The organism is Zobellella denitrificans (assembly GCF_002407485.1).
Taxonomy (GTDB): Bacteria; Pseudomonadota; Gammaproteobacteria; order Enterobacterales; family Aeromonadaceae; genus Oceanimonas; species Oceanimonas denitrificans.
Genome location: NZ_CP012621.1, coordinates 896,040 through 919,890, shown reverse-complemented (window position 1 = coordinate 919,890; position 23,851 = coordinate 896,040). Strand labels below are relative to the sequence as shown.

Annotated in this window: 25 protein-coding genes and 1 tRNA gene; 11 read left to right on the top strand and 15 right to left on the bottom strand. The window is 63.9% G+C overall.

All coding sequences use genetic code 11. The annotated features are described in order from the left end of the window. Window positions 1-2: 2 nt before the first annotated feature. The 4 genes from flgC to AN401_RS04390 form a co-directional block, all read right to left on the bottom strand. A complete protein-coding gene (flgC, locus tag AN401_RS04405) occupies window positions 3-422 on the bottom strand; it encodes a flagellar basal body rod protein FlgC (protein WP_094040594.1) in 420 nt (139 codons plus the stop codon). Further along, a complete protein-coding gene (gene flgB, locus AN401_RS04400; protein ID WP_094040593.1) occupies window positions 419-820 on the bottom strand; it encodes a flagellar basal body rod protein FlgB in 402 nt (133 codons plus the stop codon). The genes flgC and flgB overlap by 4 nt, the downstream gene beginning before the upstream one ends. A 64-nt stretch (window positions 821-884) precedes the next feature. Further along, window positions 885-1,706, bottom strand: coding sequence for a CheR family methyltransferase (locus tag AN401_RS04395; RefSeq protein ID WP_094040592.1), 822 nt, complete (start codon window positions 1,704-1,706; stop codon window positions 885-887). Window positions 1,707-1,726: 20 nt separating this feature from the next. Further along, window positions 1,727-2,641 carry a chemotaxis protein CheV gene (locus AN401_RS04390; protein ID WP_094040591.1) on the bottom strand — a complete coding sequence of 305 codons (915 nt, stop codon included), beginning with the start codon at window positions 2,639-2,641 and terminating at the stop codon, window positions 1,727-1,729. Window positions 2,642-2,844: 203 nt separating this feature from the next. On the opposite strand from AN401_RS04390, the gene flgA reads away from it, so the two are divergent. From flgA to AN401_RS04375, 3 genes are all read left to right on the top strand, one after another. Further along, on the top strand, window positions 2,845-3,507 hold the full coding sequence (gene flgA / locus AN401_RS04385; RefSeq protein ID WP_096778638.1) for a flagellar basal body P-ring formation chaperone FlgA: 663 nt from the start codon (window positions 2,845-2,847) through the stop codon (window positions 3,505-3,507). A 70-nt stretch (window positions 3,508-3,577) separates the two neighbouring features. Then, window positions 3,578-3,895: a flagellar biosynthesis anti-sigma factor FlgM gene (flgM, locus tag AN401_RS04380; RefSeq protein ID WP_094040589.1), complete on the top strand. Its 318-nt coding sequence runs from the start codon at window positions 3,578-3,580 to the stop codon at window positions 3,893-3,895. Then, window positions 3,892-4,305 (top strand): flagella synthesis protein FlgN, encoded by a 414-nt coding sequence (locus AN401_RS04375; RefSeq protein WP_096778637.1) that lies wholly within the window; start codon window positions 3,892-3,894, stop codon window positions 4,303-4,305. The genes flgM and AN401_RS04375 overlap by 4 nt, the downstream gene beginning before the upstream one ends. A gap of 45 nt (window positions 4,306-4,350) precedes the next feature. Here the strand turns inward: AN401_RS04375 and AN401_RS04370 are convergent, their stop codons facing one another. After that, window positions 4,351-4,761, bottom strand: a complete 411-nt coding sequence (locus AN401_RS04370; RefSeq protein ID WP_094040587.1) for an LPP20 family lipoprotein — start codon at window positions 4,759-4,761, stop codon at window positions 4,351-4,353. Then, complete coding sequence (locus tag AN401_RS04365; RefSeq protein ID WP_094040586.1) at window positions 4,751-5,491, bottom strand: FlgO family outer membrane protein; 741 nt, start codon at window positions 5,489-5,491, stop codon at window positions 4,751-4,753. Before AN401_RS04365 ends, AN401_RS04370 begins: the two co-directional genes overlap by 11 nt. Window positions 5,492-5,658: 167 nt before the next feature. Here AN401_RS04365 and AN401_RS04360 point away from each other — a divergent pair, with 167 nt between their 5' ends. From AN401_RS04360 to AN401_RS04350, 3 genes are all read left to right on the top strand, one after another. Then, complete coding sequence (locus AN401_RS04360; RefSeq protein ID WP_096778636.1) at window positions 5,659-6,798, top strand: flagellar assembly protein T N-terminal domain-containing protein; 1,140 nt, start codon at window positions 5,659-5,661, stop codon at window positions 6,796-6,798. A gap of 78 nt (window positions 6,799-6,876) precedes the next feature. Further along, window positions 6,877-6,952: transfer RNA gene (locus AN401_RS04355), tRNA-Arg, on the top strand. An 81-nt stretch (window positions 6,953-7,033) separates the two neighbouring features. Then, on the top strand, window positions 7,034-7,864 hold the full coding sequence (locus AN401_RS04350) for an SDR family NAD(P)-dependent oxidoreductase (protein WP_096778635.1): 831 nt from the start codon (window positions 7,034-7,036) through the stop codon (window positions 7,862-7,864). A gap of 172 nt (window positions 7,865-8,036) precedes the next feature. Here AN401_RS04350 and AN401_RS04345 read toward each other — a convergent pair whose 3' ends face one another. Next, window positions 8,037-8,372, bottom strand: a complete 336-nt coding sequence (locus AN401_RS04345) for a DUF1904 domain-containing protein (protein WP_094040583.1) — start codon at window positions 8,370-8,372, stop codon at window positions 8,037-8,039. A gap of 75 nt (window positions 8,373-8,447) precedes the next feature. On the opposite strand from AN401_RS04345, the gene AN401_RS04340 reads away from it, so the two are divergent. The 5 genes from AN401_RS04340 to AN401_RS04320 all read left to right on the top strand — a co-directional run bounded on the left by AN401_RS04340 (window position 8,448) and on the right by AN401_RS04320 (window position 12,148). Then, on the top strand, window positions 8,448-9,305 hold the full coding sequence (locus AN401_RS04340) for a TraB/GumN family protein (protein WP_096778634.1): 858 nt from the start codon (window positions 8,448-8,450) through the stop codon (window positions 9,303-9,305). Window positions 9,306-9,375: 70 nt separating this feature from the next. Further along, a complete protein-coding gene (locus tag AN401_RS04335) occupies window positions 9,376-9,516 on the top strand; it encodes a DUF3149 domain-containing protein (RefSeq protein ID WP_094040581.1) in 141 nt (46 codons plus the stop codon). Between the two features lie 110 nt (window positions 9,517-9,626). Then, the gene (gene smrA, locus AN401_RS04330) at window positions 9,627-10,208 is read left to right on the top strand and encodes a DNA endonuclease SmrA (protein ID WP_096778633.1); all 582 of its coding nucleotides are present in this window, start codon (window positions 9,627-9,629) and stop codon (window positions 10,206-10,208) included. Window positions 10,209-10,229: 21 nt separating this feature from the next. Beyond that, window positions 10,230-11,705 carry a carboxypeptidase M32 gene (locus AN401_RS04325; RefSeq protein WP_096778632.1) on the top strand — a complete coding sequence of 492 codons (1,476 nt, stop codon included), beginning with the start codon at window positions 10,230-10,232 and terminating at the stop codon, window positions 11,703-11,705. A gap of 62 nt (window positions 11,706-11,767) precedes the next feature. Further along, window positions 11,768-12,148 carry a thiol-disulfide oxidoreductase DCC family protein gene (locus tag AN401_RS04320; RefSeq protein ID WP_232513382.1) on the top strand — a complete coding sequence of 127 codons (381 nt, stop codon included), beginning with the start codon at window positions 11,768-11,770 and terminating at the stop codon, window positions 12,146-12,148. 19 nt (window positions 12,149-12,167) lie between these two features. Here the strand turns inward: AN401_RS04320 and AN401_RS04315 are convergent, their stop codons facing one another. The 8 genes from AN401_RS04315 to thiL all read right to left on the bottom strand — a co-directional run bounded on the left by AN401_RS04315 (window position 12,168) and on the right by thiL (window position 23,832). Further along, a complete protein-coding gene (locus AN401_RS04315; RefSeq protein ID WP_096778631.1) occupies window positions 12,168-13,505 on the bottom strand; it encodes a hypothetical protein in 1,338 nt (445 codons plus the stop codon). A 199-nt stretch (window positions 13,506-13,704) separates the two neighbouring features. Further along, the gene (gene fusA, locus AN401_RS04310; RefSeq protein ID WP_094038573.1) at window positions 13,705-15,798 is read right to left on the bottom strand and encodes an elongation factor G; all 2,094 of its coding nucleotides are present in this window, start codon (window positions 15,796-15,798) and stop codon (window positions 13,705-13,707) included. Between the two features lie 332 nt (window positions 15,799-16,130). After that, window positions 16,131-17,066 carry an ABC transporter permease gene (locus AN401_RS04305; protein ID WP_198401802.1) on the bottom strand — a complete coding sequence of 312 codons (936 nt, stop codon included), beginning with the start codon at window positions 17,064-17,066 and terminating at the stop codon, window positions 16,131-16,133. Window positions 17,067-17,071: 5 nt separating this feature from the next. After that, window positions 17,072-18,046 (bottom strand): ABC transporter permease, encoded by a 975-nt coding sequence (locus AN401_RS04300; RefSeq protein ID WP_094038575.1) that lies wholly within the window; start codon window positions 18,044-18,046, stop codon window positions 17,072-17,074. 343 nt (window positions 18,047-18,389) lie between these two features. Further along, the gene (locus tag AN401_RS04295; protein WP_094038576.1) at window positions 18,390-19,946 is read right to left on the bottom strand and encodes an ABC transporter substrate-binding protein; all 1,557 of its coding nucleotides are present in this window, start codon (window positions 19,944-19,946) and stop codon (window positions 18,390-18,392) included. Window positions 19,947-19,966: 20 nt separating this feature from the next. Continuing rightward, on the bottom strand, window positions 19,967-21,706 hold the full coding sequence (locus AN401_RS04290; RefSeq protein WP_096780297.1) for a dipeptide ABC transporter ATP-binding protein: 1,740 nt from the start codon (window positions 21,704-21,706) through the stop codon (window positions 19,967-19,969). A gap of 681 nt (window positions 21,707-22,387) precedes the next feature. After that, window positions 22,388-22,867: a phosphatidylglycerophosphatase A family protein gene (locus AN401_RS04285; protein WP_094038577.1), complete on the bottom strand. Its 480-nt coding sequence runs from the start codon at window positions 22,865-22,867 to the stop codon at window positions 22,388-22,390. Continuing rightward, complete coding sequence (thiL, locus tag AN401_RS04280; protein ID WP_096778630.1) at window positions 22,867-23,832, bottom strand: thiamine-phosphate kinase; 966 nt, start codon at window positions 23,830-23,832, stop codon at window positions 22,867-22,869. The genes AN401_RS04285 and thiL overlap by 1 nt, the downstream gene beginning before the upstream one ends. Window positions 23,833-23,851 lie beyond the last annotated feature (19 nt).

Sequence of the window (23,851 nt, the reverse complement as noted above, 5' to 3'; positions counted from 1 at the left end):
TATTACCCCTTGCCCATGCGCAGGGTCTGCTGCAGCATCTGCTTGGCGGCATCGGCTACCTGCACGTTGGTCTGGTAGTTGCGCGACGCGCTCAGCATGTCGGTCATCTCTTCCACCACGTTGACGTTCGGCTTGTAGATAAAGCCGTCCTGATCCGCCATGGGATGGTCGGGGCGGAATTCCTTCTGCAGCGGCTTGTTGGTCTCGACGACCCCCAGTACCTTGACACCGACGCTTTCCTGACGGTCCGACAAGGCCCGGTCCAGATCGGCGGCAAACACCGGCTTGCGGGCCCGGTAGGTTTCGTTGATGCTGGAGCTGACGCTGTCGGCGTTGGCCAGGTTGCTGGCGGTGGTGTTCAGCCGCACCGACTGGGCGCTCATGGCGCTGCCGGAAATATCAAACACTTTAAAAAGGCTCACATCGAGTCTCCTTTTATTGCCTTGAGCAGGCCGCTGATCTTGCCGTTGAGAAACTCCAGGGACGCCTGGTACTGCAGGGCATTTTCCATGTAGTTGTTGCGCTCGGTCTGTACGTCGACGGTATTGCCGTCCCCGGTGTCCGGCTGGTTGGGCACCCGGTACTGCACCGTGCCCGGCGGCGGCAGTTCGACGGCAAAATGTTGCAGGTGGGTGCGGCTCAGGGCGAAATTCTGGCCATTCTGGGCCTGGCTGAGGGCCGCCTGAAAGTCCATGTCCCTGGCCTTGTAGCCCGGCGTGTCGGCATTGGCCAGGTTGCCGGCCAGCAGCTCGGCCCGCCCGGAGCGGGCGACCAGGGCATGCTGGTGGATCCCGAAGGCCTTGTCGAACGAAATTGCCACCCGATACCTCCTGCCTGTTGTGATTCGGTCAATGAACCAAACAAAGGCAAGATATGTGCCAGATTTATTTGAGGCGGTAGATGATGCCCGGGCTGCAGCGGATCATCTCGAACTTGTCGGACAGGCCGGTCAGCGACTCCGAGGCGCCCAGCAACAGGTAGCCGCCCGGATTGAGGGCGCCGGCAAACTGGTTCAGGATCTTGGACTTGTTCTCGGGAGAGAAGTAAATCAAGACGTTACGGCAGAAAATCAGGTCGAACTTGCCCAGCACTCCATAACCGTCGAGCAGGTTGAAGGAGCGGAAACTGACCATGTTGCGCACCCTGGGCTGCAACTGCATCTTGCCGTCGGCCAGGGGCGTAAAGAACTGGCTGCGCCGCTCGGGCGACAGCCCGCGCGCCAGCGACAGGCTGTCGTATACCCCTGCCTTGCACAACTCCAGCATGTTGCTGGAGATGTCGGTGGCAAGAATTTGCAGCCCCGGCAAGGAGCCCGGCCGCCGGGCCTGGTACTCCAGCGCCGTCATGGCGATGGAATAGGGCTCCTGCCCGGAAGAGCAGGCGGCGGACCAGATCTTCAGGCTCTTGCCCGGCCTGGCCAGTTCGGGAAACAGCCGATCGCTCAGCAGGGTGAAGGGATAGACGTCGCGGAACCACAGGGTTTCGTTGGTGGTCATGGCGTCGATCACCGCCGTTTTGAGCTCCCGCTCCCGCACCGACATGGCCCGGTTGAGCAGCTCGCCGAGCGAGTCTATCTGAAAACGGCCCAGCAAGGGCGACAGCCGGCTCTTGACCAGGTACTGCTTGCTGTCGCCCAGCACTATGCCGGTGTTGGCTTCAAGAAACCGGCAAAATGCCTGGTATTGCTCATCGGTGAAGGTTTTCATCCGCGGGGTTCAGGCCTCTATCACAACGCATTTCTGACGGCGGACGCCAGTTCGTCGGGGTGGAACTTGGCGATAAAGTTGTTCGCCCCCACCTTTTCCACCAGCGCCTTGTTGAATACCCCGCTCAGGGAGGTGTGCAGTATCACGTGCAGATCCTTGAGCTTGGGATCGTTGCGGATCTCCGCGGTCAGGGTATAGCCGTCCATTTCCGGCATTTCCACGTCGGAGATCACCATGGCCAGTTGTTCCTGAATGGGGCCGTTGGCCGCCAGTTCCCTGAGCTTGTTCAGGGCCAGCTTGCCGTTTTCGGTGACGATGCACGCCAGCCCCAGGGTTTCCATCGCCCGCTGGATCTGCCTGCGCGCGACCGAGGAGTCGTCGGCGATCAGGATAGGCTTGTGATGGCCGGCATCGAGGTGGGATACCTGCTCCACTATGTCGGCATTTACCCTGGTGTTGGCCGGCGATATTTCGTCGAGGATTTTTTCCACGTCCAGGATTTCCACCAGTTCACCGTCAATTTCGGTGACCGCCGTCATGTAGTTGAAACGGCCCGCGCCCTTGGGCGGCGGCAGTATGGATTCCCAGTTGACGTTGATGATGCGCTCGACGGAGTTCACCAGGAACCCCTGCACCGAACGGTTGTATTCGGAGATGATGGCGAAACAGTTCTGGGTCTGTTCGGTGGGACGGCCGCCCATGGCCTTGCTGAGATCGATGATGGAAATGGTCTGGCCACGGATATTGGCCACCCCCTTGATCACCGGATGACGCTGGGGCAAGGCGGTCAGGGCCGGGCACTGCAGCACTTCCTTGACCTTGAACACATTGATGCCAAATCTTTGACGTCCGTTCAGCTTGAACAGCAGCAATTCCAGCCGGTTCTGGCCGACGAGTTGTGTTCTTTGGTTTACCGAGTCGAGTATCCCCGCCATTCCAGTTTCTCCATCTATACCGTGGCATGGTTTATGCTTACAGTTTTCACCCCGGTTAGCTTAACACCCGGCCGGGGTTGAGCGCCAGTTGTGGCCAGCTTACGTCCTTTATCGGCGATGAGGTAGTAATGTTTAACGGTATTTTCCCGCTCCTCCAGGCATTGTCACATTTTGCGAGAGGGCCGGGCCGCGTCGGGTTTGTCATGATACTGGCCGCTGTCCTGGTCCCGCCGGTGCATGCCCAGTCGGTTCATGACAGCGTGCGCCAGTATGCCGAGGATTATGTGCGTGACTTCGTTCCCCTGGCCGAGGGGGATCGGCTCGAGATCGAAGCCGCCAGTGTGGATACCCGCATGCAGCTGACCGAGTGCCACGGGCTGCTGACCGCCGACATCCGCGGTGCGGGCGAGGTCAGGCGCAATACTCACGTGCATCTGAAATGCCACGAGCAGCCGGGCTGGGAGCTGTTTGTGCCGGTGCGGGTGCGGGTGCTGAAACCCGTGGTCACGGCCGAGGTTCCCATCAGCCGCAATACCCTGCTGCAGGCCCAGCACCTGCGCCTCGACTACCAGGACGAGGTGCTGATACGGGGAGACGTGTTCAGCGATCCCAACCAGCTTATCGGCACCCGCAACAAGCGGGATCTGCGCCCCGGCCAGCCGGTGCTGGGCAGCCAGCTGTGCGTGGTGTGCAAGGGAGACAAGGTGACCATAGTGGCGGAGCAGGGAACCCTGTCGATCCGCACCGAGGGCGTGGCCCAGGAAGACGGCTCCTTCAACGACAGCGTGCGCATTCGCAACCTCAACTCCGGCCGTGAAATCAGCGCCCGGGTCACCGCCTCCGGAATGGTGCGGGTCAATTTGTAATTTCTGCTAAAGTTATTCCGTGTTGCGCCGATACCCGGGCTAGACAGCAGCAAATCAGGATTGGATCATCATGGCTATCGATAAATTACCCCCAGGGCTTGGCAACAGTACCCAGGTGGTGGGCGGCAACAAGTACCCGGCCCCGGCCAAATCCCAGGGCCGGCAAGACACCGCGCCGCCCGCTCAGCAGGACTCCGTGAGCCTGACCCCCGAAGCCCGACAGCTGAACCGGATGCAGCAGTCACTGACCGCGCCGGCCGCCGACAACAGCGCCCGCCTGGAAGCGCTGAAAAAGGCCATCAACGAAGGCAGCTACAAGGTTGACAGCGAGCGCCTGGCGGCGAACATCGCCAACCTGGAACAGGATATAGAGAAACTCTATTCATGACCCTTGATGAGCTGCTGCAACATCAACAGTCCCGCCTTCAGCTCCTGCTCGACCTTACCGGGCAGGAGCTGGAGCTGATCATCCGGCGCCAGGCGCTGGAGCTGCCGGCCCTGGCCCAACGCAAGGAAAGCCTGCTGGCGGAGATACAGCACAGCGACCGGCAGATTGCCTCCCACCCCGAAAGCCCACGGCTGAGCGCCGACCTGGCCGAGCAGGTTGCCGAGCTGCGGCAGCTGCTGCAACACTGCCAGGACAAAACCCGGGTAACAGAGCAGTTGCTGGAGCAGACCCTGGCCAGCAATCGCCGCCTGGCCAACGCCATGAGCCAGCTGCACGAACGCCAGAGCATGACCTACGATCACAAGGGTCATACCAAGGGCATCAACAAAGGCACCGGCTTCAAGGTGTAACCGCGCGGACCGGGGCCAGTCCCCAGTCCCCAGTCCCGGATTATCTCACCGCCCCTGGCGCAGCCGCTGATAAAAGGCCAAATCCAGCTCCAGTTCGGTGACGTACATGTCGCCGTCGGGATAGCTGTTGACCACCCGGGCCCCCCGCACCATGCCCCGGCTGCTGGTGCTGACGGTGCCGTCCTGCAGGACATGGCCGTTCAGCTGGCTGGCGCTGGAAGTCATCACCCCGCTCAACTGCTCGGTCAGCTCCCGGTAGGCGTCGAGCTTGGACGCCCGCATGGCGTAGAGCAGCTTCTGCTGGTAGTCGGCAGGCTGCTGCAGGCTGATGGGGGCGTAGCCCACCGCATAGAGATGGTTCTTTTTGGCCGGCACATCCTGGCTGCCGGCACCGGCCTGGCTGGCGCTGCAACCGGTCAGCGCCAGCAACAGCAGGGCACAGAGTCTATTTCGCATAACGGCTCCTCTGCTCCGGGGTGATCACCACTTCGGGCCCGCGCGCCTTGAGCATGCCGCCCACCAGGTAGTCGGGAATAAACTGCTGGGCGCTGGCCACCAGGCTGTTGTCGCCCATGGAGATCAGGCGCGCATTGACCAGGCGACCGCCCAGGGTCTCGCTGACGGTGCCGTGCACCAGGTAGCGGGCCCCGATCTTGCCGCTTAGCTGGCGATAATCACGGCTGGTGCTGACATCCCCCTCGGGGGTGATGCGGATAAAGGGCAGCGCCTTGAAGTCGACCACCCGCAGGCCGTACTGGTTGAGCTGGAACATCATGGTTTCCGACAGCAGCCGCCCGAACTGATCCTGGCTGCGGTAGTCCTCCTGGCTGACGAAGCCGCTCACCGCTATGCCGGACTGGGCGTCCAGGCCGTGGGCGCTGGACACCAGCCGGTAGGCCAGGGCCGACATATGCTGCTGCAGCTGGGTCTGCCCTCCCACCAGGGAAGGCCCGGCGGAAGGCAGGTGGGCGCTGCGGGTGCCGGCGCTCATGCGCATGGGCACCCCGTCCTGGCTGTGCCGGGGCGAGCTGGCCGGGGCAGGCTGCGGCCCCAGCGGCTTGCGGTTGATATAGTGGGAAGCATGATCATGGGGCAGATAGTGGTTCTGATTGTCAAACTGCTGCCCGCCCGTGCCGGCACAGGCTGACAGCCCCAGCACGGCGACGAGCATCAATGGTCTTGTCATCAACAGGCTCCCGAAAAATAGGACGAAACTGGATCCTTATCGGCCAGGGGTTGCCAAACTTTAACCGCTGTCCTCAAGGTATCGGGCAAGAATTTTGCATAATTCTTGCCAAGAGTTGACCCTGGCCGCATTTTTATTGCCGGCCCTTTGTGACACAGGATCCTATCGTGCCGAAAAACACCTTCATCGCCGCCCTGCTGCTTTCGTTGCTGCCTCTCGCCGCCCAGGCCGACTGGTATCAGGCCGAGGGCTCGGCGCCGCTCAGCCTGGGCGAGGACAGCGCCCGCCAACAGGCCCTGGAGCAGGCCCTGGCCGATGCCCTGCTGCAGGCCGGCGCTTCCCTGACCACGGTGCAGTCGGTCAACAACGGCATGTTTTCCGGCCAGCGGCTGGATATTGCCGCCCAGGGCGAACTGATGGACTACCTGATCCTCGACGAGCGTCGCAGCCAGGGCCGGCTGTGGCTGACGGTGCGGGCCGATATCTGGCCCAACCAGAACGTGCAGCCCCAGTGTGTCGGCCGCTACCGTCCCGGCCTGGCGCTCACCACCCTGCCCCTGCAGCATCCGGAGCAGGGCCAGATTGGCCAGATCTACGAGCTGGGCGGCGCCGTCACCCAACGCCTGGCCCAGCGCCTCGGCGACAGCGTCAATCTTATGACGCAGCTGCCCCATCAACTCACCACGGATCCCCGGCTGCCGCGCAGCCCCGGCCTGCGCCAGGGCGGCGATCTGCTGGCCCGGCAGCAGCAGTCGCGGCTGTTGCTGAGCGGCGTCATCGAAGACATCAGCATGAACGACGGCAACTGGGTGGACTGGCGCTTCCGCGAGCAACCCCGCCAGTTTCGCCTCTCGCTCACCCTGGAGGACGGCCTCACCGGCGAAACCCTGCTGCAGCAGCGCTACCAGGCCCAGTCCCCCTGGACCTTCCAGCGCCACGCCCGGGTCAATGTGCACGAGCAGGGGTTCTGGCAGTCCGCCTATGGCCAGGCGGTGGATCAGCTGCTCGCCCGGGCCGCGCGGGATCTGGTGCAGGCCCAGTCGTGCATGAAGGCGGTAGGCAACATACTGCAGCAGTCGGAAGAAGGCATACTGATGGATCTGGGCCGCCAGTCCGGCATCCAGGTGGGGGATCGCTTCACCCTGGTCCATCGCCGCCAGCTGCAGCCCGGCTACTACAGCGAGATCTCGGCCCGGGCCCAGTTCGTGGTGAGCCAGAGCCACCCGGACTACAGCCTGCTGACCCCGGCGGACGGTGCCGCGCGCCAGGTGCGGGTGGGCCCGGGCGACATCCTCACCCAGCTTTGAGCCCCGATGCCGATTTTATGCGCACTCGCGCAGGCGGCAGGTTCTCATCCCGGGCGGAGTTATATATACTCGCCCCACGCTCTCATAGCTCAACAGGATAGAGCACCCGCCTCCTAAGCGGGCGATCCAGGTTCGAGTCCTGGTGGGGGCGCCATTTCCTGCTTTTCTTTCTTCCCTTGTTGCACCCGACCGGCACAGACGGCAGAGTAATGGCCTCATTACTCAGGAGCCGTTTATGTCCAAAGCTGTTCTGATCACCGGCTGCTCGTCCGGCATCGGCCATTGCGCCGCCCATTATCTGCACCGGCAGGGCTTCAAGATCGTCGCCTCCGCCCGCCGGGCGGAGGACGTGGCACGGCTGAAGGAAGAAGGGCTGGCGGCGGTACGGCTGGATCTGGCCGACGAAGCCAGCATAGAGGAAGGGTTCGAACAGGCGCTGGCCCTCACCGGCGGCACCCTGTACGGCCTGTTCAACAACGGCGCCTACGGCCAGCCGGGGGCGCTGGAGGATCTGCCCACCCAGGCCCTGCGCCGGCAGTTCGACACCAACCTGTTCGGCACCCACCACCTCACCCGGCTGGCGCTGCCGCTGATGCTGGCCGCCGACGAGGGCCGCATCATCCAGAACAGCTCGGTGCTGGGGCTGGTGGCCATGCAGTTTCGCGGCGCCTACAACGCCACCAAGTTCGCGCTGGAGGGCTACACCGACACCCTGCGCCTGGAGCTGGCCGGCACCGGGGTGCATGTCAGCCTGCTGGAGCCCGGCCCCATCGAAACCCGCTTTCGCGCCAATGCCAGGGAGGCCTTTCTGCGCCACGTGGATCCGGAGCAGAGCCGGCACCGGCAAGCCTACCGGCAAACCCTTGCCAGGCTGGAAAAACCCGGCTCCAGTTCCCGCTACAGCCTGCCCCCGGAATCCTGCCTGCCGCCGGTGCTGCACGCCCTGACCAGCGCCAGGCCCAAAACCCGCTATCCGGTCACCCGGGCCACACTGATGATGAGCTGGCTGCGCCGCCTGCTGAGCGACCGGGCGCTGGATCGGATGATGCTGAAGGCAGGCGGCTGACGAAATTGACCAGGATCGAATTTATTCGACCAAATCCCGACACCGATGCTGGGATGTCCCTGTAGGGTCGAATTTATTCGACCAAATCCCGACACCGATGTTGAAAAGGTCCACTGAAGTGGACCCTACAAAGGCTCCAACAAAGGCCCCTACAAAGGATCCTGCAATGCCGTCAGCCGAAATGGCTGCCGTTTTCGTAGTAGTTGCGCCCTTCCAGCCGGGTGAACACCACGCCGATGTCCAGCCCCTCGCCCACCCGGGCCCGCAGCGCCTCGGTGATGGCGGCGGCCACCTTGTCCTGCACCTCCAGCGGGCGCTCGAACCAGAGCACCTCGACGAAGGGATAGCCGTTCACCGCCTGCCCCTGCTGCACGAACTCGGCGGGAATGAATTCCAGGGTAAAATGCTCCTTGGGGCTGCCGGCCAGGGGCGCCAGGGTATCCACCAGGGTCTTGCTGACCTGTTTTACCGTGTCCCGGGCCAGGCCGCGAAAGCGCAGATGAGGCATAAAAACGTCCTTTTTCTAGAATGAATAATTATCCCGGCATCATAATCAAAGCCGGCCAACAAAACAGGGGGCTCCATGAAAATTTTCTGGCACTTGCTACTGTGGCTCTGGTGCGCTCAGGGGCTGGCCGCGCCGGCGCTCTGGTCGGCCAGCAAGGACGGGCAACAACTTTGGCTGTTCGGCTCCATCCATATTGCCGACGAACGCCTGGCCGAACTGCCGCCGGTACTGCTGCGGGCGCTGGACGACAGCCGTCAGCTGCTGCTGGAAGTGGACCCGCAGGAGATCACCCCAGCCGCGCTGGCTCCCTACCTGCGCATGGCGGCCGGGGAAAACTGGCCCAGCCGGCTGGGCGCCCCCCTCTCCGCCGAACTCGACGCCGCCATCAGCCAGGCCGGCCTGGCCCAGCTCAGACCGCTGCCACCCTGGTTCGCCGCCCTGCAACTGACCCAGGCCAGGGCCATGGCCCTGGGCTTTGCCGGCGAGCAGGGAGTGGACATGCAGATACTGGCCGAGGCCCGGGCCCGGCAGATACCGGTGGCCGGGCTGGAATCCCCCAGCACCGTGTTCGGCATGCTGGCCTCCCTGCCGGAACGACGGCTAGAGGCCGACTTCGTGCGCCATACCCTGGATGAGCTGCCCGACATGCAAGGCCACCTGAACCGGTTGCTCGACACCTGGCTCGACGGCGACGAACAGGCCCTGCAGGCGCTGCTGCAGGAAGACACCGGCGAGGAGCTCAAGGCCTTTATCGAGCAGGAACTGCTGCTGTCGCGCAACCGGCTGTGGCTGGAGCGGCTCACGCAGCTGAATCCACCCCGGGCACTGCTGGTGGTGGGCGCCCTGCACCTCTACGGCGAGCAGGGGCTGCTCGCCCTGCTGCGCCAGGATGGCTATACCCTTAAAAAAATAGAGGACAAGATAGTTTATTGATCAGGATCAGCATGGCTCCCTGCCGGCCCGCTAAGATGGCGTTCATAGCGAGACGATAAGGAGATGACTGATGGAATTCTGGCTTGATTTGATGTTTGGCAGCGATGTCGGCTTGATGTCCATGATCGTCATTATCGCCACCGCGCTGCTGATCAGCTTCTACGCGGGCTACTTCATCTACAAGGTGAAAAAGGCTTCTCCCCAGGAATAATACCGGTTTAACAACGGTGGACCCCGACCTCCTCCCCCGGGGTCTGCCGTTTCCCCTTTTGTGCAACTTGCTTATACTGCGGCTATTCCCGTTACCGAGGAGCCGCCGCCATGCCTTCTTCCGAATGGTCATCCTTTATCGGTGAGCTGGAGGGGTTGACCCCGCTCCGGCAAGACACCCTGGCCTCCGTTGCCCGTCCCGGGCAGGACGCCGCCAGCCTGGAGACCAGGCGCGCCGCCGCCGAGGCGGAACAGCGCGCCGCCCCCGCCTGCCTGTCCCTCGAGAACGTCACCCTGCTCAAGCCCGATGATCTGGTGTCCTACAAGAAGGACGGGGTGCAGGAGGGGGTGTTCCGCAAGCTGCGCCTGGGCAAGTATCCCTGCGAGGCCCGCCTCGATCTGCACAACCATACGGTGGCGCAGGCCCGCGCCGCCCTGCTCGGCTTTATCCGCGACTGCCTGCGGCTGGAGCTGCGCTCCGTGGTGGTGGTGCACGGCAAGGGCGAGCGCAGCCGGCCCCAGGCGCTGCTGAAAAGCTACGTTTCCGGCTGGCTGCCGCAACTGCCGGAGGTGCTGGCCTGCCACAGCACCCAACGCGCTCACGGCGGCAGCGGCAGCCTCTATGTGCTGCTGCGCAAGAGCGAGCGGGCCAAGCAGGAAACCCGCGAACGTCACCAGAGCCGCCTCGGCTGAATCAACACAAGGAAAATTTTCATGTCCTACACCAGTCTGGTCGAGCACTTCGAACAACTTCATCACCTGCAGCACCTGGGCGCCATCTGCGGCTGGGATCAGGCCACCATGATGCCCCCGGGCGGCAACGAGGCCAGGGCCGAGGCCCTGGGTACCCTGGCGGTGCTCTGCCACCGCCAGCTGCAGGACGACCGCCTGCCCGACTGGTTCGCCGCCGCCGGGGAAGAGGCGCTGACGCCGGAGCAGGGCGTCAGCCTGCACGAAATGCGCCGGGCCTGGCGCGACGCCAACATGCTGCCGGCCGATCTGGTCCGCGCCCGCTCCCTGGCCGGCTCCCGCTGCGAGCACGCCTGGCGCAGCCTGCGCCCGGCCAACGACTGGGCCGGCTTTCTGCCCCTGTTCGAGGAGGTGCTCAACCTGTCCCGCCAGGCCGCCGCCGCCCGGGCCGATACCCTGGGGCTGTCCCGCTACGACAGCCTGCTGGAGCAGTACGAGCCCGGCATGCGCGGGGCTGAACTCGATCGCCTGTTCGGCGGCCTTAGGGGCTGGCTGCCGGATCTCATCCGGCAAGTGCAGGACAAGCAGCGCCATGAGCAGGTACTGGTGCCCGAGGGCCCCTTCCCCACGGCGCAACAGAAGGCGCTGGGGCTGGAGGTGATGACGATGCTCGGCTTCGACTTCAACCACGGCCGGCTGGACGTGAGCGTGCACCCCTTTTGCGGCGGGGTCAGCGAGGACGTGCGCCTCACCACCCGCTACGACGAGCAGGACGTGACCCAGGCCCTGATGGGCATCATCCACGAAACCGGCCATGCCCGCTACGAGCAGGGCCTGCCGGCGGCCTGGTGCCGGCTGCCGGTGGGCCAGGCCCGATCCATGGGGGTGCACGAGTCCCAGAGCCTGTTCTTCGAGATGCAGCTGGCCCGGCACCCGGCCTTTCTCGCCCGCCTGGCCCCCTTGCTCGAGCGGCACTTTGGCACCCAGCCGGCCTTCGCCCCGGACAACCTGGCCAGGCTCTACACCCGGGTCGAGCCCGGCTTTATCCGGGTGGACGCGGACGAGGTCAGCTACCCGGCCCACATCATGCTGCGCTACGAAATCGAGCGCGACTTGATCGAGGGCCGGATGGAAGCCCGGGAACTGCCCGAGCGCTGGGATCAGCTGATGCGCCAGTACCTGGGGCTGTCGACCCAGGGCAATGACCGGGATGGCTGCCTGCAGGACATCCACTGGACCGACGGCAGCTTCGGCTACTTCCCGAGTTATACCCTGGGCGCCATCTACGCCGCCCAGCAGGCGGCGGCCATGGAGCGGCAGCTGGGCCCGCTGGCGCGGCTGATCGAAGCGGATCTGCCCGCCATCTTCGGCTGGCTGCAACAGCACATCTGGCAAGAGGCCAGCCTGCAGGACACCGCCGGGCTGCTCACCGCGGCGACCGGCCAGGCCCTGGATCCGGCGCCGTTCAGGTCGCACCTGGAACAGAGATATCTGGCCTGAAACGAGCTACGCTTAAGCGACAGGCCCGCACGGAAGCGCGGCCTCGAGCCCAGGAGGGCGACATGATGGACGGAAAAAAGCCCCGCCACCAGCTGGTGGTGTTCTACGACGGCAGCTGCGAGGGCTGCGTGAAGGACAGGGCCCGCTACGAACGCTGGGCCGGCGCCGGCGGCGAGGATATCTACTGGTTCGATATCACCGGTCGGGAAGAGGTGCTGCTGAGCCTGGGGATAAGCCCCGACAAGGCGCTGCGGGAACTGCACGTGCAAACCGCCGACGGCGAGATCTTCTCGGAGCTGGATGCCTATATCCTGCTGATGCAACGGGTGCCCCGGCTCAGGCTCCTGGCCTGGCTTATCGGCCTGCCGCTGATCCGCCCCTGCCTGTCCTGGCTCTACCGCACCTGGGTCCGGCAGCGGCTGGAGCGGGAAGGACGGCTCTAGGCCGCGTCCGCCGGCCCTGTTATCCCTCCACCCCGAGCAGGGCGGCCAGCAACCAGATGGCCAGCACCACCAGCACCGACATCAGCCCCAGATAGCCCAGGTTCCAGCGCATGATGCGGAACGAATCCAGCCCGTAGCGGCCCTGAAACGCCAGGTTAATGCCGGACAGGGGGCCGGCGGAGGTGCCCACCGCCCAGGACGACAGAAACACCAGCGCCAGCAGGGTATGGTCGGGCGACAGCGGCGCCAGCACGGCGCCGGCCAGGGCGATGCAGATGATGGGGTGAATGCCCAGCAGCGCCAGCAGCACCGTGGCCAGGTAGCTCAGGCTCGCCTCCAGGGGGCCGAAGCCATCGAGCGGCAGGGTAGCGCCCCAGGCACCGAGCAGGGTATCCAGGCCATAGCCCAGCACGCCGGCGGCGAGAAACAGCGCCAACTCGTTGCCCATCTGCGGCAGGCGGCCGTTCACCAGTTGCCCCAGCGTCGCCACCGGCGAGCGCCGGCTGGCCACCACCACCGCCAGGCTGAGCGCCGGCGCCAGCAGGGTGATCACCGCCAGGATCGACAAGGCCGGCCGCCACTCATGCAACAGTAACACCGCCGCCGCCAGCAGGGCCGGCAACACCAGGCTGCCCGCATGCAGGGGATAGCCCCTGAACTCCTGTATCGACGCCCGCTCTCCCCCTTGCCGGCTCAGCTGCCAGAAGGTGAGCGCCATGGCCAGCAGGGCCAGCGGCATGCTCACCAGCCAGAGGCGGGCCAACTGCGCCCCGGGCGCCACGCTCAGGGTCACCGCCATGGCGGCGAAGAAGGGGGACCAGAAGGCGGCGGCGGTGAAGCCCCGGATCAGCACTATGGCCTGCTCCCGGCTGACGCTGCCTCGCCGGGCCAGGCGATCGCCGATGATGAACACCGACGACAGGTTGATAACGGAGCCGAACAGGTGCACCGCCCCCAGGGTGGACGCCAGCGCCCGCCGCCCCCGGGGCAGCCGCTCCTCCCGCTCGGCTCCGGGCCGGCTGACCAGTCCCAGAAAGCTCACCGCCACCAGCATCGACAACAGGGCGCTGTTGCTGGCGAGGATCCGCTCCGCTGCCACGGCCGCGCCCTGCCCGGCACTCCAGGCCAGGCACAGGCCGCCAACGGCCAGCAACAGCAAGGCCTGGGTCCGGTTGCGCCGGGCCAGCCCCGGCCACAGCAGGCCCGCCGCCGCCCAGTAGCCCGCCCCGGCCCAGCTCCCCGCCAGCGGCAGGCCCAGCAACCCGGCGGCCACCAGCGCCATGGAAAGCAGGATAAGCCCCCCGGCCAGGCGCCGGCGGGAACAGGAGGCAATGCGGTCGAGCAACAGGGAAAGCACGGTGTGGTTCTCGTCGTCAAGGAGCTGAACAGGCCGACGATGATAAAGCCGGGGCGCCGGCGATGCACACCAAAAGATAAGGACAACCCCGGGCCGCTCCCTCTCGTTCGGCGTCCCACCCTATTAGCCGGTCTGGCGCCCATAAAAAAACCGCTGCCGGGGCAGCGGTTTTTGTTGAATGCAGAGGCTTACGCCGGCATTACTTCTTGGCTTCGGCGGCCTTGCGCTCTTTCACCTGGGCAACCACTTTCTCGGCCACGTTGGCCGGGCAAGCGGTGTAGTGCGAGAACTCCATGGAGAACTGGCCACGACCGGAGGTCATGGTACGCAGGGAGCCGATGTAACCGAACATTTCGGACAGGGGAACTTCGGCCTTGATGCGCACACCGGTCACGCCGGCGTTTTGATCCTTGATCATGCCGCGACGACGGTTCAGGTCGCCGATGACGTCACCCACGTTGTCTTCCGGGCTGAACACGTCAACCTTCATCACCGGCTCCAGCAGTTGCGGCTTGGCTTTGGCGATGGACTGACGGAAGGCGCCCTTGGCGGCGATTTCGAAGGCGATGGCCGAGGAGTCAACGGCGTGGTAGGCACCGTCGGTCAGCTCGAACTCAACGTCCAGCACCGGGAAGCCGGCGATGGTACCGGTGTTCATCATGCTGCCGAAACCTTTCTCGACCGCGGGCCAGAATTCCTTGGGTACGTTGCCGCCGACCACGGAAGACTTGAACACGAAACCGGTGTTCGGCTCGCCCGGACGGATGATGTAGTCGATTTTACCGTACTGACCGGAACCACCGGACTGCTTCTTGTGGGTGTAGCTGTCTTCCACTTCGGCGGTGATGGTTTCACGGTAGGCCACCTGCGGCTCACCCACGATCAGCTCGACGCCGTAGGTACGCTTGAGGATGTCGACCTTGATGTCCAGGTGCAGTTCGCCCATGCCCTTGAGGATGGTTTCACCGGAGTCCACGTCGGTTTCCACGCGGAAAGAGGGATCTTCGGCGATCATCTTGCCGATGGCGATGCCCATCTTCTCGGAGCCGTTCTTGTCCTTCGGCGCAACGGCGATGGAGATCACCGGCTCGGGGAACACCATGGCTTCCAGGGTGCAGGGGTGCTTGACGTCACACAGGGTGTGGCCGGTCTGCACGTTCTTCATGCCGATGATGGCGATGATGTCGCCGGCCTGGGCGGATTCCAGGTCGGTACGCTGGTCGGCGTGCATTTCCACCATGCGGCCAACCCGCTCGGTCTTGCCGGTGGCGCTGTTGAGGATGGTGTCACCCTTCTTGATGCGGCCGGAGTAGATACGCACGAAGGTCAGGGCGCCGAAACGGTCGTCCATGATCTTGAACGCCAGGGCCTTCAGCGGGGCCTCGGGATCGACGATGGCGTACTCGCCGGTTTCCTTGCCTTCTTCGTCGGTCAGCGGCTGCGGGTCGACTTCGGTCGGGCTCGGCAGGTAATCGACAACGGCGTCCAGCACCAGCTGCATGCCCTTGTTCTTGAACGCGGAACCACAGAAGGCCGGGAACAGGGCCATGGTACGGGTACCCTTGCGGATGCAACGCTTGATGTCCTCGATGGAGGGCTCTTCGCCTTCCATGTAGGCTTCCATCAGGTCGTCGTCCTGCTCAACGGCGCTTTCGACCAGTTTCTCGCGGTATTCTTCCACCAGCTCGACCATGTCGGCCGGCACGTCTTCCACGGTGTACTTGTCGGGGTCACCGCTGTCGTCCCAGACATAGGCCTTGCGGGTCAGCAGGTCGACCACGCCCTTGAACTCGTCTTCGATGCCGATGGGCAGCACCATGACCACCGGGTTGGCGGCCAGCACGTCGCGGGTTTGCTGAACCACGCGCAGGAAGTCGGCACCGATACGGTCCAGCTTGTTGACGAAGATGATACGGGCAACGCCGGATTCGTTGGCATAGCGCCAGTTGGTTTCGGACTGGGGCTCAACGCCGCCGGAACCACAGAAGACGCCGATACCGCCGTCCAGTACCTTCAGGGAGCGGTACACTTCAACGGTGAAGTCAACGTGTCCAGGGGTGTCGATAACGTTGAAACGGTTGCCTTTCCAGAAGCAGCTGACGGCCGCGGACTGGATGGTGATACCGCGCTCGGCTTCCTGTTCCATGAAGTCGGTGGTGGATTCACCGTCATGTACTTCACCCAGTTTATGGATCTTGCCGGTCAGCTTGAGGATACGTTCGGTGGTCGTGGTCTTGCCCGCGTCGACGTGAGCAAAGATACCGATATTTCTGTATATGGATAAGTCAGACATGATGCAACTTTATATGGTTGATTGAAAAATAGACGGGCATGCTAAGAGTACCGACACACCGCACCTCAGATTTTGAGGCGCATATTATGCAGTAGAACCCGGGTCTGAGCAAATGGCCAGAATGCCGGTGCGAACATTTTTCACACAAGCAGCGGCCTTCGGCCGCTCTTCCGGCACCCGGCCGGCGTCCGTATCTGCTCCCGCGCTCCGGGTTTCCCCGCTTTCGGCTCCCGGCACCCGTCGGCGGTGGCGCCATCAAGGGCCTGGCCCCCGGCTGACCAGGCCGGCCCATACGCCCCGGCCTGGGCCGGGGCTTATGGACCGGAAGCGGCTCATCCCTTGTACACCTTGGGATTGAACACATCCCGCAGCCAGTCGCCGAGCAGGTTGATCACCAGCACCAGCACCACCAGGTAGATGCCGGGGAAGGCGGTGATCCACCAGGAGCCGGAGAAGATGTAGCTGAAGCCCATGCTGATCAGCGACCCCAGCGAGGGCTTGTCCACCGGCATGCCGAGGCCGAGGAAGGACAGCGCCGCCTCGCTCATGATGGCGTTGGCCACCTGCACCGTGGAGATGACCAGTATCGGCGACAGGCAGTTGGGCAGGATATGGCGGAACATGATGCGCATGGATCTGAAGCCCATCACCCGGGCCGCCTCCACGTATTCCTTTTTCTTCTCCGCCAGCACGGTGGCGCGGATGGTGCGGGCGTACTGGGGCCACTCGGCCAGGCCGATGATCACTACCAGCATCAGCACCGCGTACCGGGCATAGAAGTCGGCGCCCAGGGTGGCCTGGAACACCGCCGAGACGATGATGGCCACCATCATGGTGGAGAAGGACAGCTGCACGTCGGCGATGCGCATCAGGAAGTTGTCGATGCGCCCGCCGAAGTAGCCGGCGGACAGCCCCACCACGATGCCGATGGCCAGCTGAAGCGCCACCGCGCCCAGGCCGATCATCAGCGACACCCGGGAGCCGTAGAGGATGGTGCTGAAAATGTCGCGGCCCTGCACGTCGGTGCCGAGCATAAAGCGCTCGTCGCCGCCCGGCAGCCAGCTCGGCGGCAATTCGGAGTCGAGGATGTCGATACTGGCCAGATCGTAGGGGTTGTGGGGGGCGAGCAGCGGCGACAAAAAAGCCGCCGCCGCCAGCGCCACAAACACCGCAAAGCTGACCATGGCGACCTTGTCGCGCAGAAAGTGATACAAAAAATCCGACCGCTTGAAGCGGGCCCAGCGGCTCAGGCTGACGTCTGTATTCATGGTGCTCATCCCTTGGCGGCCAGGTTGACGGTGGGGTTGACCAGGCCATAGATCAAATCGACGATGGTGTTGGTCACCACGAAGATAAAGCCGACGAAGATCACGTAGGTGGTGATCAGCGGCGTGTCCACCCGGTTGATGGACTCGAGGAACAGCAGGCCGATGCCCGGCCACTGGAACACGGTTTCGGTGAGGATGGTGTAGGCCACCATGGTGCCGATCTGCACCCCACCCACGGTGATCAGCGGCAGCAGGGTGTTCTTCAGGGCGTGGATAAACCAGATGCGGTACTTGTCCAGCCCCTTGGCCCAGGCGAACTTGACGTATTCGGCGCTGAGCTGCTCCAGCATCTCGGAGCGCACCAGGCGGATGAACAGCGGCAGCATGATGGACGACAAGGCGATGCTCGGCAGTATCAGGTTGCGCAGGCCCTGCCAGTTAAAGAGCCCCGACTCCCAGCCGAGCGGGCTGGTGGTGGTGCCCCGGCCGTAGGCGGGCAGCCAGCCGAGTTCGATGGAAAACACGTACATCAGCAGGATGGCGGTGAGGAAGACCGGCACCGAAATACCGATGATGCTCACGCCCATGATCGCCTTGGACAGGAAGGATCTGGGCTTGATGGCCGAATAGACCCCCAGCGGTATGCTCAGGGCGATGATGATAAGGCTGGCACAGAACACCAGCTCAAGGGTCGCCGGCAGCTTCTGGAAGATCACCTCCAGAGTCGGCTGCTTGAAGAAATAGGAAGTGCCGAAGTCGCCCCGCAGCGCGTTGCCGACGAAGCGCCCGTACTTGACCAGGAAGGGATCGTTCAGTCCCATCTCGGCCCGCATCTGCTGGCGCACCTCTTCCGACACCGATTGGCCCACCAGCTCGCGCAGGGGGTCGCCCAGGTTGTCCTGGATGGAAAAGGCCACCAGGCTGATGACAAACATCACGATCAGGGCCTGGAACACCCGTTTCAGTAAAAACGTCAACATGACCTGAAAGTTTCCTTGTAATAAAAAGACGCGGAGGTATCCACATCAGCTTGATGACAACGTCGTTGTCATGGCCGCATAAGTCGGCCAAAGGGCCAACTCCGCCGACACGCCGTAAATCCGTCCCTGGAGGCTCCGCCGCGCCCTCCCTGGCGCGGAGGGTCGGCGGAGCCGTTCCCTTTGTCCGCCAGCTTTGGCATAGGTGTTGCCCGCCTGGGTAAACCTGACGCCTTGTCAGCCGTCTGACGCGGGGGTATCCGCGTAACCGGCGACACCTTCAGGCTCGGTGGCCAGGGACCGGGGATCTGTGACCGTTCCCCGGCCCCGACTCCCCGGTTTTTAATTACTCCTTCACCACCAGATCGCCCAGGTAGGGGAAGTCCATGGCGTTGACGATGGGCTCGGCTTCCAGGTTGTTGCGCGCGCCCCAGGCCAGGTTCTGCCAGTGCAGCGGCACGAAGGCGGCGTCGTCATAGAGGATGCGCTCGGCCTGCTGCAGCATGGCCTCCCGCTTGGGCAGGTCGGTTTCCAGGTTGGCCGCCTCGATCAGGCCGTCCAGCTTGGGATTGGAGTAATGGCCGCAGTTGTACTGGCCGCGACCGGTTTCGCTGTTGCGGGTCATGGTCAGGAACTCGGAGAAGTTGGCGGTGTCCTCGGTGTCCGAGTGCCAGCCGATCATCAGCATGTCGGCATCGCACTTGTCGAACTCGGGCCAGTACTGGGCCACCGGCATGGTCTTCAGATCCACGTCGATATTGATGCGCGCCAGCATCGCCTTCACCGCCTCGGCGATGCGGAAGTCGTTCACGTAGCGGTTGTTGGGGGCGATCATGCTGATCTTGAAGCCGTCCTTGTAGCCGGCCTCCTCCATCAGCTGCTTGGCCTTGTCCAGATCGAACAGCGGCACCAGTTCGGGGTTGTGGCCGAAATAGCCGGCGGGCGGCTGCTGGCCGGCGGTGGTGGCGAAGCCGCGCATGATGCGCTGGACGATGCCGTCCTGGTTGATGGCGTAATTCACCGCCTGGCGTACCCGCACGTCCCTGAACGGCTCGAAGCGGTCCTGGTTGAGCTGGAAGGTGATGATGCGGGTGCCCGGTTCGGTCACCAGTTTGACGTTGGCGGCCGCCTTGACCCTGTCGTGGTCGTTGGGGGACACCGGCTTGATAAAGTCCACGTCGCCGGCCAGCAGGGCCGCCACCCGGGTGGCGTCTTCCTTGATCGGCACCAGGGTAATGTTATCCACGTTACCGGGCGACTGGGTGTCCCAGTAGTCGGCGTTGCGCTCGTATTCCACCTTGACCCCCTGCTGGCGGAACTTGAGCTTGAAGGGGCCGGTGCCGGACACATTGGTGGAGGCGAAGGAGCTGCCGTGCTTGACCACTTCTCCCTTGTCCTTGCCCTCCTCGGTGGTGCCGCTGTAGAACTTGGAGTCCATCGGGAACAGGTAGGTGACGGTGTTCAGCACCAGCGGGAAGGGACCCGAGGTCACCAGATCCACGGTGTGGTCGTCCACCTTCACCGCCTTGACGAAGGGCTCGAAGATGGCCTTGAAGTCGGGGGATTCCTTCAGCCGGTCGAAGGTCCAGATCACGTCGTCGGCGGTCAGCTCGTTGCCGCTGTGGAATTTGACGCCCTGCCGAAGGTGGAAGCGCATGGTTTCTTCGTCGATCCGCTCCCACTTCTCCGCCAGCCGCGGCTCGAAGTCGAATTCCTTGGTCCAGCGCACCAGGGGGTCGAACAGCAGGTGCGACATCTCCAGGGTCTGGCCCGACAACTGCTCGTGGGGATCCATGGAAGTGGGATCCGAGTCGTAGGCGATGGTGATGTCCGCCGCCTGCAGGCTGAAGGCGAAACCGGCGGCAAGCAGCGCCGCTGTTACTTTGTTGAGTCCTTTTTTCATTTCACACTCCGTCGATGGGATTAGTTTTGGCCGGCGGCCACGTCTGAAATATCCAGACCTTCCCGGGACATGCCCTTGAACTCGGGCATCAGGGAAATCAGCGAGCGGCTGTAGGGATCCGCCGCCTTGGTAAACAGCTGTTCGGTCGGTGCCACCTCCACCAGGGTGCCTTTCTTCATCACCCCGATGCGGTCGCACATCTGCCGGATCACCGGCAGATCGTGACTGATAAACAGCATGGTGAGCTTGAGTTCATCCTGCAGATCCTTGAGCAGGTTGAGGATTTGTGCCTGCACCGAGACATCCAGCGCCGAGGTGGGCTCGTCGCAGATCAGCAGCCGTGGCCGGGTGGCCAGGGCCCGGGCGATGGAGATGCGCTGGCGCTGGCCGCCCGAGAATTCGTGGGGGAACTTGACCCCGGCGGCCCGGCCCAGGCCCACATAGTCGAGCAGATCGGCGACGATGCCCCGGATCTGCGCCTCGTTATCCGCCAGTTGGTGGAAGCGGATCGGCTCGGCGATGATGTCTTCCACCCGCATGCGCGGGTTGAGGGAGGAATAGGGATTCTGGAACACCATCTGCATCTGCCGGCGCAGGGGACGGCGTTCCTGCTCGGTCTTGATGGCGGTGAGCTCTATGCCCTCGAACCAGATCTGGCCGCTGTCGGGCGGGTAAAGCCCGGTGATGGCCCGGGCGATGGTGGACTTGCCGGAGCCCGACTCCCCCACCAGGCCGAAGGTCTCGCCTTCGATGATTTCGAAGCTGACGTCATGGGTGGCCTGCAGGTATTCCCGGCGCGAGGGAAAGATGGAGTCCTTGGTCACGAAGCGCAGGTTGCAGTGCTCCACCCTGAGCAGGGCGCCCTGGTATTGCCGCTGATCCTGACGCCGGCCCAGCCAGTGGGTTTTCAGATCCAGGTGCACCATTTCCCTGGCGTCCTCGATATAGGACACCAGCGGAAAGCGCACCAGCTTGACGTCGGAGCGGGGCACAGCGGAGATAAGGCTGCGGGTATAGGCATGTTCGGGGTTGCCCAGCACCTTCTGGGTGGGGCCGATTTCCACCAGCCGGCCGCGGTACATCACCGCCACCCGGTCGGTCACGTTCGACACCACGCCCATGTCGTGGGTGACCAGCATGCAGCCCACGTTGCGCTCCTTGCACAGGGTGCGGATGAGGGTGAGGATCTGATCCTGGATGGACACGTCCAGCGCCGTGGTGGGCTCGTCGGCGATGATCAGCTCCGGATCGCACGACAGGGCGATGGCGATCACCACCCGTTGGCGCATGCCGCCGGAAAACTGGTGCGGATACTGCTTGATGCGCAGCTCGGGCTGGGGAATGCCCACCGCCTCGAGCAGGGACACCGCCTTCTTGCGGGCCTGCTCGCGGCTCAGTTCGGTGTTGGCCAGCAGGGTCTCGACCATCTGGTATTCCACCGTGAACAGCGGATTGAGCGAGGTCATGGGATCCTGGAAGATAAAGCCGATGCGCCGGCCGCGCACGGCGCGAATGGCGGCGGGCTCCAGGTCGGAAATTTTTTCCCCGTCCAGGTAGACGTCGCCGCTGGCGATGCGCCCGGGCGGGCTCAGCAGATCGATAACGGCGTTGCCGATGGTGGACTTGCCGGCGCCGGACTCGCCGACCACCCCGAGGATTTCCCCCTTCTCGATGGTGAAGGACAGATCCTCGACGGCGGCCATGACGCCGTGGCGGGACGGATACTCGATCCGCAGGTGTTTCACTTCTAGCAGGGACATCTTCATCCTTAACCGGGGCAAGCCCCGCTGTACCGCATCCTTTCCAACCGCCCGGGCGGCCGGCCTTTAGTGTCTCTCGCGGCCGGCCCGGGGCTTTCGGCCCGGAGCCGCCTTCCCGCCCGGATCATGGACGGGCGCGAGAAAGTAACATTTGCAAGCATTGTAAGCCTGTTCACGAAAAACTGAATCGCAGTTATCCGGAGCCAGCTCACAATTTTAGCAACAAATATTAAACATGAGTTTTTAATCAGAATTTATGACTAAACCTTCAAATCAAGATAGATCAGCGCGAACCAAAAAAGAATAGAAACTTTGCTCTAAAAAGCAAGTGCGGAAACACCCAAAGGTGATGTCGGCCAGGTAAAAACCGGTGAAAAACGTTTTCCCCGCCTCGGGTTCGGCCCGGAATAAACCAATCCCGGCGAGTTCCCAAAGCAATGGCAGGCTCGGCTTCAGCCGCGTGGAACAACGCCGCTCCCCATCGCCTGCAGGAGCGCGCGGTTGACACCGCGCCCAGGGTGGCTGCCCCAAAATCCGTCATGTCCGCGAAGGCGGACAGCCAGAAGCGGCCTGCACGGGTCTTGCGGCTGGCTGAGTTTGATAGACTCCCGCCTGCGCGGGAGTGACGAGGGGCCGCGGGAGTAACGACAGTGCAGGATCCCGCGGTTAAAAGCGCGGGGGTTACAAGAAGGCGGCCAGCCCCTGCAGGCAGGCCAGGGCGAACAGGCCGGCGATAACATCGTCCAGCATGATGCCGACGCCGCCGTGCACCCGGCGGTCGAACCAGCGGATGGGCCAGGGCTTGGCGATGTCGAAGAAGCGGAACAGCACGAAGCCGGCCGCAATCCAGCCCCAGCCCGCCGGCGCCGCTATCATGGTGATGCCGAAGCCGATGATCTCGTCCCACACGATGGCGCCGTGATCATGCCGGCCGATGGCCCGGGTGGCCGCCTCGCAGATCTTGATGCCGGCCACGAAGCCCAGCACCAATAGCCCCAGATAGGCCCACAGCGGCAACCCCTGCACCAGCAGGTAGAGGGGAATGGCCGCCAGGGTACCCATGGTGCCGGGCATCACCGGGCTCAGGCCGGAGCCGAAGCCCAGGGCCAGCAGGTGCAGCGGGTTGGACAGCTTGAGCGCCGCCAGCTCGGGTTTTCTCATCAGGCACTCCGAAAATGATCCCAGCTCTGGGCCTGCAACCGATAGGGCTTGCCCTCGGCCAGCAGTTCCACGCCGGGTTCGCCGGCCAGGATGCGGCCGATGCGGGTGAACTTGACCCCGCAGTGGGCCAGGGCGGTCTCCAGCTGGCCGCGGTGGGTTTCCGGCACGGTAAAGCACAGCTCGTAGTCCTCGCCGCCGGTCAGGGCCAGCTCCCAGCCCCGTTCCCGGGGCACGGACGCCTTCATGGCCTCGCTCAGGGGCAGCTGCTCCAGCTCCAGCTGGGCACGCACCCCGGAGGCGGTGGTGATATGGGCCAGGTCACCGGCCAGGCCGTCGGAGATGTCCAGGGCGCTGGAGGCGATGTCGCGCAGCGCCTGGCCGGCCAGGATGCGGGGGTGGGGATGTTCGAACTTGGTGCGCACAAAGTCCAGGTGCTCGTCCGGCACCGCGATATGGCCGAGCCGCTGCTGCAAGCCCAGCGCCGCATCGCCCAGGGTGCCGGTGACGTAGACGCCGTCCCCCACCCGGGCGCCGCTGCGCCGCAGGCCCTTGCCCTCGGGCAGGGTGCCGTGCACCGTCACGGTGATCGACAGGGGTCCTTTGGTCATGTCGCCGCCCACCAGGGCCACGTTGTAATATTCCGCCAGCTCGAAAAAGCCGGCGCAAAAGCCTTTTATCCAGCCTTCGTCGACCGCGGGCAGGGTCAGCGCCAGCGAAACCCAGCGCGGATCCGCGCCCATGGCCGCCAGATCCGAGAGGTTCACCGCCAGGGCCTTGTGGCCCAGGGCCACCGGATCCATGTCGGCGAAGAAGTGCACCCCGGCAACCAGGGTATCCGTGCTCACCGCCAGCCAGGTCTGGGGCGGCACCTGCAGCAGGGCACAGTCGTCCCCCGGCCCCATCAGCACGTCCTTGCGGCCGCTGTCGGCGGTAAAATAGTGTCTTATTATTTCAAATTCATTCATAGAAAATGAAAAGCCAGCG

What these genes read in the sequence shown, in the direction of transcription:
- AN401_RS04395 (WP_094040592.1), bottom strand. Translation starts at nt 1,706, where the DNA reads ATGAAAACCTTCACCGATGAGCAATACCAGGCATTTTGCCGGTTTCTT.
- AN401_RS04390 (WP_094040591.1), bottom strand. Translation starts at nt 2,641, where the DNA reads ATGGCGGGGATACTCGACTCGGTAAACCAAAGAACACAACTCGTCGGC.
- flgA (WP_096778638.1), top strand. Translation starts at nt 2,845, where the DNA reads ATGATACTGGCCGCTGTCCTGGTCCCGCCGGTGCATGCCCAGTCGGTT.
- flgM (WP_094040589.1), top strand. Translation starts at nt 3,578, where the DNA reads ATGGCTATCGATAAATTACCCCCAGGGCTTGGCAACAGTACCCAGGTG.
- AN401_RS04375 (WP_096778637.1), top strand. Translation starts at nt 3,892, where the DNA reads ATGACCCTTGATGAGCTGCTGCAACATCAACAGTCCCGCCTTCAGCTC.
- AN401_RS04370 (WP_094040587.1), bottom strand. Translation starts at nt 4,761, where the DNA reads ATGCGAAATAGACTCTGTGCCCTGCTGTTGCTGGCGCTGACCGGTTGC.
- AN401_RS04365 (WP_094040586.1), bottom strand. Translation starts at nt 5,491, where the DNA reads ATGACAAGACCATTGATGCTCGTCGCCGTGCTGGGGCTGTCAGCCTGT.
- AN401_RS04350 (WP_096778635.1), top strand. Translation starts at nt 7,034, where the DNA reads ATGTCCAAAGCTGTTCTGATCACCGGCTGCTCGTCCGGCATCGGCCAT.
- AN401_RS04345 (WP_094040583.1), bottom strand. Translation starts at nt 8,372, where the DNA reads ATGCCTCATCTGCGCTTTCGCGGCCTGGCCCGGGACACGGTAAAACAG.
- AN401_RS04340 (WP_096778634.1), top strand. Translation starts at nt 8,448, where the DNA reads ATGAAAATTTTCTGGCACTTGCTACTGTGGCTCTGGTGCGCTCAGGGG.
- AN401_RS04335 (WP_094040581.1), top strand. Translation starts at nt 9,376, where the DNA reads ATGGAATTCTGGCTTGATTTGATGTTTGGCAGCGATGTCGGCTTGATG.
- smrA (WP_096778633.1), top strand. Translation starts at nt 9,627, where the DNA reads ATGCCTTCTTCCGAATGGTCATCCTTTATCGGTGAGCTGGAGGGGTTG.
- AN401_RS04325 (WP_096778632.1), top strand. Translation starts at nt 10,230, where the DNA reads ATGTCCTACACCAGTCTGGTCGAGCACTTCGAACAACTTCATCACCTG.
- AN401_RS04320 (WP_232513382.1), top strand. Translation starts at nt 11,768, where the DNA reads ATGATGGACGGAAAAAAGCCCCGCCACCAGCTGGTGGTGTTCTACGAC.
- fusA (WP_094038573.1), bottom strand. Translation starts at nt 15,798, where the DNA reads ATGTCTGACTTATCCATATACAGAAATATCGGTATCTTTGCTCACGTC.
- AN401_RS04305 (WP_198401802.1), bottom strand. Translation starts at nt 17,066, where the DNA reads ATGAATACAGACGTCAGCCTGAGCCGCTGGGCCCGCTTCAAGCGGTCG.
- AN401_RS04300 (WP_094038575.1), bottom strand. Translation starts at nt 18,046, where the DNA reads ATGTTGACGTTTTTACTGAAACGGGTGTTCCAGGCCCTGATCGTGATG.
- AN401_RS04295 (WP_094038576.1), bottom strand. Translation starts at nt 19,946, where the DNA reads ATGAAAAAAGGACTCAACAAAGTAACAGCGGCGCTGCTTGCCGCCGGT.
- AN401_RS04290 (WP_096780297.1), bottom strand. Translation starts at nt 21,706, where the DNA reads ATGTCCCTGCTAGAAGTGAAACACCTGCGGATCGAGTATCCGTCCCGC.
- AN401_RS04285 (WP_094038577.1), bottom strand. Translation starts at nt 22,867, where the DNA reads ATGAGAAAACCCGAGCTGGCGGCGCTCAAGCTGTCCAACCCGCTGCAC.
- thiL (WP_096778630.1), bottom strand. Translation starts at nt 23,832, where the DNA reads ATGAATGAATTTGAAATAATAAGACACTATTTTACCGCCGACAGCGGC.